9 protein-coding genes and 5 pseudogenes are annotated in these 13,199 nt (G+C 51.0%); 3 read left to right on the top strand and 11 right to left on the bottom strand.

The window, feature by feature from the left end:
• Window positions 1–15 precede the first annotated feature (15 nt).
• Window positions 16–1,083, bottom strand: coding sequence for an IS110 family transposase (locus NDI45_RS25970; RefSeq protein ID WP_348249422.1), 1,068 nt, complete (start codon window positions 1,081–1,083; stop codon window positions 16–18).
• A gap of 284 nt (window positions 1,084–1,367) precedes the next feature.
• Window positions 1,368–1,823: pseudogene (locus tag NDI45_RS25965) on the bottom strand (DDE-type integrase/transposase/recombinase); the annotation flags it as partial.
• Between the two features lie 182 nt (window positions 1,824–2,005).
• Between NDI45_RS25965 and NDI45_RS25960 the strand changes: the two are divergent.
• Window positions 2,006–2,995 (top strand): hypothetical protein, encoded by a 990-nt coding sequence (locus NDI45_RS25960; protein ID WP_190791488.1) that lies wholly within the window; start codon window positions 2,006–2,008, stop codon window positions 2,993–2,995.
• Window positions 2,996–3,086: 91 nt separating this feature from the next.
• Here the strand turns inward: NDI45_RS25960 and NDI45_RS25955 are convergent, their stop codons facing one another.
• The 3 genes and pseudogenes from NDI45_RS25955 to NDI45_RS25945 form a co-directional block, all read right to left on the bottom strand.
• The gene (locus NDI45_RS25955; protein ID WP_348249421.1) at window positions 3,087–3,890 is read right to left on the bottom strand and encodes a peroxiredoxin-like family protein; all 804 of its coding nucleotides are present in this window, start codon (window positions 3,888–3,890) and stop codon (window positions 3,087–3,089) included.
• Window positions 3,891–3,952: 62 nt separating this feature from the next.
• A pseudogene (gene msrA / locus NDI45_RS25950) lies at window positions 3,953–4,433 on the bottom strand (peptide-methionine (S)-S-oxide reductase MsrA).
• The gene (locus tag NDI45_RS25945) at window positions 4,382–4,540 is read right to left on the bottom strand and encodes a hypothetical protein (RefSeq protein WP_190791490.1); all 159 of its coding nucleotides are present in this window, start codon (window positions 4,538–4,540) and stop codon (window positions 4,382–4,384) included. Before NDI45_RS25945 ends, msrA begins: the two are co-directional and overlap by 52 nt.
• A gap of 1,551 nt (window positions 4,541–6,091) precedes the next feature.
• Here NDI45_RS25945 and NDI45_RS25940 point away from each other — a divergent pair.
• Window positions 6,092–8,491: pseudogene (locus tag NDI45_RS25940) on the top strand (Tn3 family transposase); the annotation flags it as partial.
• Between the two features lie 217 nt (window positions 8,492–8,708).
• Here the strand turns inward: NDI45_RS25940 and NDI45_RS25935 are convergent.
• The 6 genes and pseudogenes from NDI45_RS25935 to NDI45_RS25910 all read right to left on the bottom strand — a co-directional run bounded on the left by NDI45_RS25935 (window position 8,709) and on the right by NDI45_RS25910 (window position 12,950).
• Window positions 8,709–9,095, bottom strand: a pseudogene (locus tag NDI45_RS25935) (nuclear transport factor 2 family protein).
• Between the two features lie 129 nt (window positions 9,096–9,224).
• Entirely contained in the window at window positions 9,225–9,980 is a 756-nt protein-coding gene (locus NDI45_RS25930; RefSeq protein WP_190792397.1) for an SDR family oxidoreductase, read from the bottom strand.
• Between the two features lie 137 nt (window positions 9,981–10,117).
• On the bottom strand, window positions 10,118–11,086 hold the full coding sequence (locus NDI45_RS25925; RefSeq protein ID WP_348249420.1) for an SDR family NAD(P)-dependent oxidoreductase: 969 nt from the start codon (window positions 11,084–11,086) through the stop codon (window positions 10,118–10,120).
• A 334-nt stretch (window positions 11,087–11,420) separates the two neighbouring features.
• Window positions 11,421–11,696, bottom strand: a pseudogene (locus NDI45_RS25920) (SDR family oxidoreductase); the annotation flags it as partial.
• Window positions 11,697–11,701: 5 nt separating this feature from the next.
• Complete coding sequence (locus tag NDI45_RS25915) at window positions 11,702–12,385, bottom strand: type 1 glutamine amidotransferase domain-containing protein (protein WP_348249419.1); 684 nt, start codon at window positions 12,383–12,385, stop codon at window positions 11,702–11,704.
• A gap of 115 nt (window positions 12,386–12,500) precedes the next feature.
• Window positions 12,501–12,950, bottom strand: coding sequence for a hypothetical protein (locus NDI45_RS25910; RefSeq protein WP_348249418.1), 450 nt, complete (start codon window positions 12,948–12,950; stop codon window positions 12,501–12,503).
• Between the two features lie 139 nt (window positions 12,951–13,089).
• On the opposite strand from NDI45_RS25910, the gene NDI45_RS25905 reads away from it, so the two are divergent.
• A partial coding sequence (locus NDI45_RS25905; protein ID WP_348249433.1) for a transposase occupies window positions 13,090–13,199 on the top strand: 110 nt, incomplete at its 3' end.

Raw genomic sequence — 13,199 nt, 5'->3', positions numbered from 1 at the left:
TACTCTAAGAATGCATCACGTCAGGCACTTGGGGAGGGGAGTGCTTTTGCGAATAATGTGATAAATCTCTCTTGCGACATAACGTTTGAGACACCGAATAATCTCTCGTTTCGACAACCCTTGTGCTATCCGACGGGCAACGTAGTCCTGGGTCGGCTGATGCCATCGCATTCGCACAATGACCACGCGAAATAGCGCGGCATTCGCCTGACGGTTTCCGCCTCGGTTGAGGCGATGGCGCTGCGTTTTGCCGGAAGACGCTGGAATTGGACAGACGCCGCACATCTTGGCAAAGGCGGCTTCAGAATGCACACGCTCCGCATTATCCCCAAAGGTGATCAGCATCTCAGCAGCCGTATCCGTTCCAATGCCAAACGCTTGCACTAATTCAGGAGCTGCTGCTTGGGCGAGGGTCGTGAGATGCTGGGTGTGCGTTTCAATCTCGTCATGTAACTGTGTCCAGCGTTTTGCCATTGCAGCGAGGGCATAGCGCATCGTTGCCATCGGTGTATCGAGTGTCCCAACTTCGAGTTGTGCACAGGCTTTGACCAACTGGGGGGTGGACAAAGATTCCAACTGTGCCCGTAACGCTGCATCGGCTGTGACGATGATCACTTTGAGTGCCACTATCACTTGAGTTTGGGCTTTGACTGCCGTATCTCGTGCTGCTTTGAGAATCCGAATCATTTCCACTCCACCTTCGCTCGATTTCGGAGTTGCTGTAGCTTGTCCAGCCAACACTTGGCGAGCGGCATCTTCTGCATCGAGCAGATCATCCTTGCCTTGCAACCGTTGCTGACCCCGGCGGCAAGGACGACTGACTTCCACCACTTTCAGTCCTTGACGACGCAGGAACTGGCTTAAACCCTTGCCATACGACCCAGTTCCTTCCACACCAAACGCAGCAAACACGCCGAATGTCTTTGCCCACTCCAGCAATTGTTGATATCCGGCTTGAGTAGTCGGTATGATGCGATCTCCTAGACGTGCACCTAAGCCATTAATAGCAACTGCAGCATACGTGTCTTTATGCGTGTCAACGCCGATGATCACTGCATTCGGATCGGTCGTAGATTGTGTCATTGTTTACCGCCTGGTTGAAGAGCAGAACTGCTTGCAGAACTGGGCAATGGACAAGACTGCGATGAGACTTTATTTAAGACAGGCTCCTATCAGGTCACGATGCCCAAGCCACACCAGCAACAAAAGTCTTTCTACTTCCAATCGACAAATCAATACAAAGGCACAGAGCCGGTCAACTTATGGGTCAGATTGGCAGCAGAAAGACTCTTCTATCCTCGCAGTCAACTTAACCAGAAAAATTTAAGAGTAAGCACGGTAGTCTCTAGTGAGGTGGAATCACAGGATTATGCGGCAGATTTCAACCCAACAATCTCTTGCCAATCTTCAATTCGTTGACGCATTTGTTCGCAGTAGCGATGAGCTGTTAGCTGATGTTGTTTCGGGTGGAAGTGGTCTCGAATCGGTCCAAACGCAGCCAGAAATCGTTGGGCTTGCCCCGGTGACTTAAACTTCCGCATCCGCCGCTCTCGCACTCGAGTCGGTTGATGCGAGTTCTCTGCTCGATTGTTCAACCCCTTGTGCTGTCGATGCTCCACGCTCTTGAGCATCTGCTTTTGGGCAGCTTCGTAGCTTTTCAGCTTGTCGCTTACGAGCACCCGAGGCACAAAGCCTTGCTGCTTGAGGAGCTTGCAGAAAAACCGCTTAGCTGCCTTCGTATCTCGATGCTGTTGCATCAAAATATCAAGCACATTGCCCTCTGAGTCTACCGCTCGCCATAGATAATATTGCTGCTTCTTGATTGTAACGTTCACACTTTAGCAAGCGATTGCCCGCTCAGGATCATTAAAACCCCCAGCGCGATGACTAGGGGCAATGTAATCGTTGTATGGTGTTGCGTGAACAATAGTACTATTTCATAAAGCCCCAGAACTGTCCAGACCCAACAGAACCAATTCAATCCATCACGGGAGGGCAAGCACCGATGGCAAAGTCTCGCAAACTGGAAGAATTGACCGCAAGTTTGAACCAGATTCGCCCTGACCCCACTTCAGAAACAGCCTCAGCGGTGCTGCAACAAGTTCTGAGCAGCAAATATTCAGTTGCTGCTGCTCAAGCGGCTGGCATCGTGGCTCAAGCGGAACTGTATGCTTTTATTCCCGATCTCGTGGATGCTTTTGATCGTTTCCTGATTAAACCGAAGGACAACGATCCTGGTTGTCTGGCAAAACAAGCCATAGCAGATACACTGTATCGCCTGGAATACAGCAACGAAACGCTGTTCCTCAAAGGCATTCGGCACGTTCAGCCAGAACCCATCTGGGGTGGCACGACGGACACGGCTCCTCGACTGCGCGGCACCTGTGCATTAGGGCTGGTGCGAATGAATTATCCTCAAGTGATAGTCGAGTTAGGCGATCTACTGGCAGATCCAGAACCAGAGGCTCGAATTGGGGCAGCACGAGCAATTGCCTATAGCGCCAATGATCAGGGAGTACCGCTTTTGCGATTGCGGGTCAAAGTCGGCGACACCTCACCTGTGCTATCAGAATGTTTACTTGCCCTGCTGCAACTGGCACCCCAGCAGTCCCTCCCTCTGGTCGAGGATGTCCTTTATGCTCGTACCGCAATGGCATTAGCAGAGGCAGACCAGGCAGAAGCTGCAGTGTTAGCCTTGTCTGAGTCGCAATTAAACGAAGCCTTTCTGATTCTGCGGGATTGGTGGCAGGGCATTCGAGATCCGCAGCTTCGCAAAACAGGAATTCTCGCTATCTCTACACTGCGGCAGCCAGAGGCGATCCAATTTCTGCTGACCTTGATTGCCGAGGGTAAACCGGAGGATGCGAAAGAGGCGACTGAAGCAATGGGCATTCACATTCAGGATCAGATCCTGTGGCAGCGAGTGTGCCAGGCAATGCAAGAACGGCAGGATGCTGCCTTGAAAGGACTGCTAGAGCAGATGTCAAAGTCCTGACCCCGCTGAATTCCTGTTGATTGGAGGAATTTGCCTCGCCCCAAAGCCGTAGAAGGCTGAATTGGAATGCTATCTGCCGTTGTACCGTTCGTTAATCCGATCGCACGGTGAGAAATGGCAGCGGTTTGCTCTTATCTTCAGCAAAACCCAGAATGGCACGATCGCGGTGTTCGTACAACAACTGACCCTCAGCATCAAACAGAAATGTTGCGCCGCGCTGCGTCAGATAAGCAGAGTCGGGTACATAGGTTTTCCAGTGACTCAACACTTCGCCCATGTTTCGCAGACGTAGCGTCGCCAGTTCAAACGGACGCTGATACCCTTTGCCGCCTGCCCATCGAAACGAGGAACCTTTCAGGGGCGGAAGTGGGGGTGCTTTCACCGTTTCCTCATCCGCAATCAGTTGAGGAGCTTTCCGGTCGCCTCGATAGCCGCGAAAGACTTCGGAGAGCGTTCCTGGACTGCCAATTCCGGCGCACATTAAGAGCAGGTTTAGCCAGGCATTTTGTCCGGGTGAGAGCAGGGGTAACTTCAGCAATAGTCCCTGGTAGAGGTCAAGCTGCTGATGCAGTTCGGCTTTCGGATCAACAAAAAGGCAATCCGCAGGGAAGCCTGTGTAGGCGCAAAACTGTTCTCCTGAGCCTCGATCGCCAATTCCTACGGCACGAATGGCAATGCCTGCCTCTCGAAGTGATTTTGCCTCCCGCTGCAACCACCAGGCATATTCAAGATTGTCAAAATCCCCCAACTGCGACCACAGTAGCACCAGGATTCGAGCGGCAGAACTACATCCCTCCAGAATGGGCACGATCGCCCCGTCGCTGACTCGCTGCCGTTTAGTTTGCTGAAAACAATCGTATAGCTGCAAGTCACTGCCCTGTTTCGCCTGGGTCATTTCATCCCCTGTTGTAACGCTCCGTTTTTCCCTATTCATTATCCGACAAGGGGCTGCATGATCTACGGGGAAACGATCGGCTGATTGCTGTGAGTCTGCCGTCGCTGTTTCTTCTCCAAATATTGCTGGTGTTCTTCGGAGGCTAACCAGTATGGGGACGCAGGCTCAATCTGAGTCACAACCGGCTTGTTGTACTCGCCGGAGCGATCGAGACGCTCTTTGGACTATCGAGCGATCGCGTCGCTTGGTCAAGGGTGTGGTAGAAAATGACCGATCGATATGTTCTCCCCGGTCTGCATCCTGGCGATTGAGGCTGGTGGGATCGTGGATCTGCCAAAAGAGTGCCAGCAATTCGTCATAGCTGACGCGCGACGGGTCATATTCCACCTGGCAAACCTCTGCGTGACCTGTAATGCGAGACAAAACATCGAGATAGCTGGGATGCTCGAAATGTCCTCCCATATATCCCACTGACGTAGACACTACGCCCGCTACTTTACTCGTGCTAGTCGTACTGCATCTCTGGAACCCACTATAAACCAATCGATCGCCTGTCCTGCTGGCGGTTGACGATCGGACTGATCTTCGTTGAACATCCTGAGAAGTTCCGAGTTGTCCTCTGGCTCGTTTAACAGTTTTGGATTACTCATAGTCCACCTGAGTATAGGACAAAAGGTTGCAGAGATAGAAGAGGAGAGGGTTTCATGAGAATTACCACATTCTTCAACTATGAAACCCTGATGAATCAGGTTACTCTACTGTCACGTTTCCCGTTTTTCAGACTCCTACGCGTTTTAGGTGAAGTTAGGACTGGAAGTACTTTAATCCCTTGAGCGACGTTAACTGCTTCAGCAATCCCATCCCTTTTCACCAGATTTACGTAAGAGTCCGAAAAGCAAGATACGCGACAGGTTTTCTGTCAAATTACTAGCGCAATTTCCGCATCCTTTTGACGTTAAATCACTCGCCTTTAAAGATCCTGTGTGACGAAATTATTAACTTTTACTTTGTAGAGAATGACGGGAAGGCTTAAACTGTACCCTCCTGAACTGCATTTATGGCTGGCGATCGCGTTGGCAATACTCTAAGTCGTGCAAGAGCAATCAACCCCTTGAACAGCTAGAGGTTTAAGGATCAAATTGGTGGTGCGGACAGCAACGATTTCTTCCGCTTTACCCTCAGCCAACGGAGCAGCAACAACTTCTCGCTGGCTCGGCTAAAAGCAGATGCAAATTTGCAGCTCCTCAATGACAAAGGACAGGTTCTGTTTGCATCCGCCCGCCGAGACAGGAGCAGTGAATCGATAAAAACGACCCTAGATTCGGGCACTTATTATCTGCGAGTCTATTCTAGTGCAGGGCGAAATCCTAGTTCAACGCGCTATCAACTCTGTGCATCTGTGAGTGCATCGCCTGTTTCCCCGTGGGATTTTACTCCAATGCCTCATCCAGATAACTTTGCAAATAGCTATATTTGTACCTTCCCACCTCCTGGTCATGTGGAAGTGGAAAGTTCGAGTACACTCCCCCTAGACACAATCGCCCCTACTCCTGTCTAGGAGCAGCCGATTGGGAGGAACAGACGTTCGCTGTAAGTCGGAAGAATGGACACAACGCCGACCGTAGATCACACCAAGTCGTTCAAGCATGATGCCACTAGAAGTACTCGGACAACTTCATTCTGTTGATTGACGTAGAGTTTATCGTCGTTGATCTGCTGAGTTTTTGGTTAACAGCACCAGCAGTGAAATAGGGGAAAGCAGCATCCCAAAGAAAAACCATAGCCAGGGATTACGTCTGGTATTTTGCGCCCACAGCGCACAAAAGGAACCTACTAGAAATAGGATGGATGCGGAAAAGCCATGATCAAAGTTTCTAAAATTGTTCTCTAAGCTGGAAACATTAGACCTTAGAGTTGCAATTTCGGTGCGTAACTCCCAGACCTCTGATTGAAGGGCTGAAACTTGTGACTCTAACTCTTTTATTCGTGACTCCGTTTCTGCGGATGGCACTGGTTACTCGCTTACCCAGAAAACAACGTCACCAATCTTCCCACGGAAGTTGCCCATTTGTTGAGATTTAAAGGCTTCCATAAAGCTATCAACTTTTATGCAAAACCCGCAACCAGTTGTCAGTGAGATCGAACGTCGTCAAATCGATACGTTGTTTCGAGCAGATCCAGAAACAGGAAAGACACTTTAGAATGAAGTCAAACGAGATCCTGGCAAGCCCACTATCACCCACCTCAAAGATCTGGTTGAACGGTTGCATTGGTTAGCGGGTTTGCAAATTGGCACAGTAGTGCTCAACCAATTGCCAGAAGTTAAACGGAAGCATTTTGCTGAGGAAGCAAAGGCTTTAGATGCTCCTCGGATGCGACAAATGAGCATCCTGAAGCGGTACACGCTCGCCGTTGCCCTGCTGAATGCTCAATATGCGCGAACGCTAGATGATTTAGCAGAGATGTTCATTCGTCAGATGCAGCAAATGCATCATCGCGGCAAAGAGGCGTTAGCCATGCTGCGTCAGGAGACTCAAGCTCGCACAGATAGCTCGATTGCCACCTTACGAGATGTGGTTGCAGCGTTTCAAGGTGAAGGGGAGATCGCTCAACGCTTTGCTGACATTGAAACGGTGATTGGCGACCAGGGTCCCACCCTTCTGGAAGCCTGCGATGCTCATCTGGCGTATGTCGGTAACAATTACTTCCCCTTGCTACAAACCTTCTACAAAAGCCAACGCAGCGCCCTATTTCGCTTGCTGGACGTGCTGCCACTGCGTTCGATTACGCAGAATACCTCGTTGATAGAAGCGATCAAATTCATCTTGCAACATCGGCACAGTCGGAGTGCCTCGGTTTCAGTTGTGCAAACTGAACACCCAGGTACGGATGAGGAACGACACATCCACCTGCTTGACCTGAGTTGGATTTCCCAGAAGTGGTGGGCTCTCGTCACTGGACAGCGCAAACGCACTCCCTATCCCAGTACACTGCAACGCCGTCCATTCGAGGTGTGCGTCTTTTCTCACCTGCTATTAGGTTTGAAGTCTGGCGATCTGTATATTGAGGGGAGTTGGGAATATGGAGATTACGGTCAGCAACTCATTTCCTGGGAACAATACCAGGAAATGGTGAGTGAATATGGCAAGCAACTGGGGTTGCCGACCGAACCGAGTGCCTTTGTCGCCCATGTTCAGCAGTGGTTGGAAACAACGGCTCAAGCTACGGATGCTGGCTTTCCAACCAACGTCGATGTGGACTACCAGAAGGATCGTCTAGTGATTCGCAAGCCAAAGGCAAAGATCATATCGGGAGTAGCCACGCTCAAAGCACTCATTGCTCAACGGCTGTCCCCAGTCAATCTGCTCGATGTCTTGACAGACACAGAGCTTTGGCTAAACTGGACTCGATTCTTCAAGCCGAAGTCGGGACATGATGCCAAACTGGACAATCCTGCTGCCCGCTACTTGGCGAGTACCTTCTGCTATGGTTGCAATTTAGGACCGACTCAAGCAGCTCGATCCCTTAAAGGATTTGACCGCAAGCAGGTTGCTTATGCTCACCAGCGCCACATTGATCCAGATAAGCTTCAGGCAGCCAATGCCACTATCATCAATGCTTACAACCGCTTCAGCTTGCCCAAGCTGTGGGGAGATGGCAAGCGAGCCTCTGTAGACGGAACCAAGTGGGATATCTACGAAGATAACTTGCTGGCAGAATATCACATTCGGTATGGCGGTTATGGTGGGATTGGGTATTATCACGTTTCTGATACGTACATTGCTCTATTCAGCCATTTCATTCCATGTGGCGTGTGGGAAGCCGTGTACTTGCTGGATGGACTGTTGAAGAATACATCTGAGATTCAACCAGATACGATTCATGGAGATACTCAATCCCAAAGTGCTACAGTGTTTGCCCTGGCATATTTATTAGGCATTCAACTGATGCCACGCATTCGCAATTGGAAGGATTTAATCCTCTACCGTTTCAGTTCTACGACCCGTTACCTACACATTGGTCAACTGTTCTCTGAAACAGTGAATTGGGAGTTGATTGAAACTCATCTACCCGATATGCTGCGGGTTACCTTATCGATTAAAGCAGGTAAGATTGCTGCTTCTACCATTTTGCGAAAGTTAGGTACCAATAGCAGTCAGAACAAGCTCTATCGAGCGTTTCATGAGCTAGGCTGTGCCATGCGGACAGGATTTTTGCTGCAATACATTCATGATGCCGATCTGCGCGCCACCATTCAAGCTGCAACCAATAAAAGTGAGGCGTTTAATGGCTTTGCCAAATGGCTGTCTTTTAGGGGTGAGGGGGTGATTGCTACCAACAATCGTGAAGACCAACGCAAGATCATCAAGTACAACCACCTGATCGCCAATTGTCTGATTTTCTACAACGTCTTTGAAATGAGCCGGATACTCCAGGAGCTAGCACGCTCTGGCTACCCAGTTGAGTCGGAGGCGGTCGCTGCGTTGAGTCCCTACTGGACGCATCACGTTAATCGTTTCGGCATCTATGATCTCAATCTCGATCGTTGTCCACCCACACTGGATTTTGACACAGTGATTATTCCTGCACCTACAAGGTGAAGTTACTGTGCTCTAAATCCTCATTCCACAGGAGTTTCAGGGCAAGTGGTCCATTTTTACACGAATCGTTGCCGGCCCCCAATCTCAAACTTCTCAGCATCACCAAACGCAGTTAATACCGCTGCTTTCATAGATTCCATCTGTGCCAACTCTCCTTGATTTAGAATAAACAGTGCCGTTGTACAAACCGGACTTCACCCTACCAGCACTCAACTGTTCAGAACATCGTGTTATCGTTAGCCGACGCTTCCGGGATGGTCTGAAGCACGTCCCAATGCTCGACTATCTTGCCTTTATCATCCAGGCGGAAGATGTCGATGCCTGCCCAGTCGTTGTCGCTCGGTCATTGCTGGTAGCAATGCAAGACTACATAATCGCCTTCAGCGAAGACGCGCTTAAACTGGACGCACTTCCCCGGATATTCTTTCGCCATCCTCTCGAAATATTCGATGAAAGCCTGCTTCCCGTCGGCCACCGCTGGGTTGTGCTGGATGTACACATCGCCGACATATTTCTCGATGGCTTCTGCGGGCTGACACTGATTGAACATCAGGTCATAAAATGCTGTGACCGTCTGTTTGTTCTGCTCAAGTTTATCCGTCATCCGTTCCACACCTCACATCACCCAAAACGCCCAATGGCTCAAATCAGCGGTGACAAAGAAACTCGAACGCAGCGCTAGCGGCTTTAAACCGTCTGCTGCATTGTTAGCTGGTGTGAACACAGCATCTTCTTAGATTTGTGCCATGCCACCATCGACGAATAGCTCAATGCCGTTTACAAAGCTGCTGTCATCTGAAGCCAGAAAGACAACGGCTTTGGCGATCTCGTCGGGTGTGCCAGCTCGTCCCAATGGAATATTGTTAGCTTGGCTCGCCACAAATTCTTTCAACTGCTCTTCACTGAGTCCCCAGAGAAGATCGTAAGCGGGAGTCGGAATGAAACCAGGGCTGACCGCATTCACTCGAATCTGGCGGTCTTTGAGGTCGAGTGTCCAGGTGCGGGCAAACGATCGCACGGCGGCTTTGGTAGCGCCATAAACACTGAAGGCTGGGATACCCTTGATGGAATTAGTTGAGGCATTCAGGATGATGGAAGCGCCCTCTGGCATCAGTGGCAGTGCCTTCTGCACAGTGAAAAGTAGACCCTTGACATTGGTGTTGAAGGTTTTGTCAAAGTGTTCTTCGGTGATCGATCCAAGTGGGATGAGTTCTCCACCGCCAGCATTCGCAAAGATTACATCCAGGCGACCTTGCTCTTGCTCGATCGTGGCGTAAAGCCGATCAAGGTCTGCCAGATTTGAGACATCGCTCTGAATGCCAGTCACGTTCTTAGCAATTTCGTTTACAGCAGTATCAAGTTCAGTCTGACGACGACCCGTGATAAAGACATAGGCACCTTCAGCGACAAATCGCTTGGTTGTGGCAAGCCCGATACCGCTGGTGCCGCCAGTGACAAGCGCAACTTTTCCTGAGAGTTTTTGTGACATGATGTTTTCCTGGTTGAGTTTACGGGAAACGTAAGGCATGGTGATTAACGCTTATACGTCAATCGGGCATTCTTGTGAGTGTTCATCCAAGTACGAAAGTGGAATGGATGATTGCGTTTAGATGTGCGCGATAACCTTTAAGACGCAGCGCTGATCAATTCCTCGCTTTTCGCCCAGAGCTGCTTGGCTTTGTTCGCGTCGAGTGCATAGGACCTGACGCCGTCGGCAAACGGGTTGGGCGTGTCATTGATCGGCGCGATCGCGCAATCTTCGAGATAGTGTCCGCCAATCTCGTCTTTGTTAGCCACGACTGTGGCCCAAACCGATGTCGCGGCTGCCTGCGGAATTTCTTTCAACCCTTTCGGCGGCAGACCTGCTTCGGTGCGCGCTGCGTCAACGGTCTGCAAAAGTCCCTGCAACTCCTCCTGCGAGAAATGGCGGGGTAGGTCCGTGAGACTGTTTCCGGGCATCACCGAAGCAGCCCGAATGCCGCGATCGCGATGCCGCCTGTCAAACTCCACAGCAAACAGTGAATTGGCGGTTTTCGACCGGCTATAGGCGACCCATGGATCGTACGCCTGCTGCTCAAAATTCGGATCGTCTAAATCGATATCGGCACCGCGATGCGCTAGCGACGACAGCACCACCAGCCGTCCATTATCGGTGAGCAGCGGCTCGATCCCATTGATCAGGGCGAAATGGCCAAGATGATTTGTCGCGAACTGAACTTCGAAGCCGTCCACCGTGCGGCTGAACGGTGTTGCCATGATGCCGGCGTTGGCGATGATGGCATCGAATGGCCGACCGTCAGCCAACAGTTTATCCGCGCAGGCACGAACGCTTTGCAAGGATGCCAGATCGAGCTCGATCAATTCCAGGCTACCGCCGCCTTTCGACGCAGCGTTGCGAACTGTTGCCGTGGTCAGCTCAGCTTTGCCAATATCTCTAACAGCACCAACAACGCTAGCTCCATGAGCCACTAGCGAACGCGCGGTTTCAAGTCCGATGCCCGATGAGGTACCCGTTATAAGAAATCGCTTTCTCGTTAGATCAACGTCGGACAGCACCTCGTCGGCGGTTGACTTTGCACCAAATTTTTCAGGCATGTTGTATCTTTCCGCTAATTGTGAGTGAAAGAGTGTTGAAATCTTTACCTCTCAGTCGAGGCGATCATCGGCATTTCTTAGAACAAAGTCCGTCGACAAGCAGCCGCCGCAGCCGAGTCTAATGGTCAATTCACTAATCCCCTCGCTGATTGCCATTCCTCCACCGGTCAGCTCCAAGATCAACCGGTTAAGGCCAGGAGTTCGCAAAAGCTCCACGATGGTCGTAGCGACCGAGGGCAATCATCTTGATCATGGCTGCGGCAAGGTCTGCATCTGCGAGATTCATATCGGTGTCGATCGCTACTTGGTCGCAACGTTTCGCACTGCCTTTCGACTACTGCGCTACAAACCCACCATCTACCATCAACGTTTCACCTATCACGAACGATGCCAGGTTAGATGATAAAAACAGGACTGCATTTGCAACTTCAAGCGGTGTTCCAACCCGTCCGATCGGGTGAAGTCCTGTTATGTAAGCTTTGGCTTCATCCTGCCCACCTGTAGCTGCTTCAAACATGTCTGTTTCGATTGCTGCTAGTGCAACGACATTGATGCGAATCCCCGCTTTGGCATATTGGAGCGCAGCAGCTTTTGTTAAGCCTACTACCGCGCAGATCAAACAGAGCGAAGCAACTTCAGCAACTCTTCCGCTGCGGGTTCCGAAGAGGCCGGATTCTGCCCGGTCACGAGCCTCCCGTCCACTTGGACATAGGGGTCCCAGTTGGCGGTTTTACTGTAGATGCTACCCCGTTCCTTTAGCCGATCTTCCAACAAGAAAGGTACGACCGCGGTCAAGCCTACCGCTTCTTCTTCTGCATTCGTGAACCCGCTCACGCGCTTGCCTTTGACCAGATACTCGCCATCCTTTCCGCGCACATTGATCAACGCAGCCGGCGCGTGACACACTGCACCGACTGGCTTGTCGGCCTTCACGAAGGCTTCGATCAGTGCGATGGATGTCGCGTTGTCGGGCATGTCCCACATCGGGCCATGTCCGCCGGGGTAGAAGACTGCATCGAAATCGTCTGCGGACACGTCGGCTAGCTTTTTCGTATTGGCAAGTTCAGCCTGCGCTGCGGTGTCTGTGCGGAATCGCTTCGTAAATTCGGTCTGGAACTCGGGTATCTCGCTTTTCGGATCGAGCGGCGGCAGACCGCCCTTCGGTGAGGACAGTGTGATCGCCGCTCCGGCATCCTTCAGCACATAATAGGGAGCGGCGAACTCTTCCAGCCAGAAACCTGTTTTCTTTCCGGTATCGCCAAGTTGGTCATGAGACGTGAGAACAATGAGAATCTTCATAGCAAATCTCCTTCTGTTTGAGAATCCATCTTGAAACGCCAGCGTACCGCCACTTCACGACCTGACTCATTCGCTTCTTGCGCCGCCGAGATGAATCACAGCGTTTTTTCACAAGTCAGAAACGCGACAGGTCAATGATTATTTCTGCTGAAGAAAGTCCAGTAACACGGGATTGATCTGGTCCGCTCTGTGAGTCAAACACCGCCGATAAGACTGCGCCTGCATCTTCTGCGATCGCCTCATTGATCGGCACATTGGTCGAAAGGCTGATCGCGATTACGAGCACATAGCAGATGGTTCTAGCGATCGCCAACCAGCCGGACGCTGAATGCCCTCCTGAAAAAAACGCCGCCAGAGCGATGCCGCCAACAATAGCGCCGAACCCAATGCTCGGCATATAAGGATCGAATGTCCGGTTGGTTGCTTGGTGAAACTCAGTATACGCAGCAGCGGAAGACATCTGGGACATAGCCCGAGCGAGACCAATCCAATTGACCATCAATGCGCCGGTCATTAAAGCCGCCAGCAGTAGGGCGACCAGATGTACAACGATCTCAATGTCCATATCTATCCTCCAACTATTTTGCTGACCGTTCCCACTTCGATCGTGATTGTTAACCCATAAAAGCAAAGCCAGTGAAATGACCCCCGCTTTTCGGACAGGAGGGTAGGAGTAGTATCCTTGTTCTTGAAAGGGGGCAATTATGACAGCAAACCGTCGTCAATACACCGCAGAGTTCAAAGCCAAAGTCATCCTGCAAGTGCTGAGTGGCGAAAAGACACCGAGCGATCTGTGCCGAGCGCACAAGCTGAA

Source organism: Leptolyngbya sp. GB1-A1 (assembly GCF_039962475.1).
Taxonomy (GTDB): Bacteria; Cyanobacteriota; Cyanobacteriia; order Elainellales; family Elainellaceae; genus Leptolyngbya_A.
The sequence above is the reverse complement of the archived record's forward strand: the minus strand, read 5'-3'. Positions and strand labels throughout refer to the sequence as shown.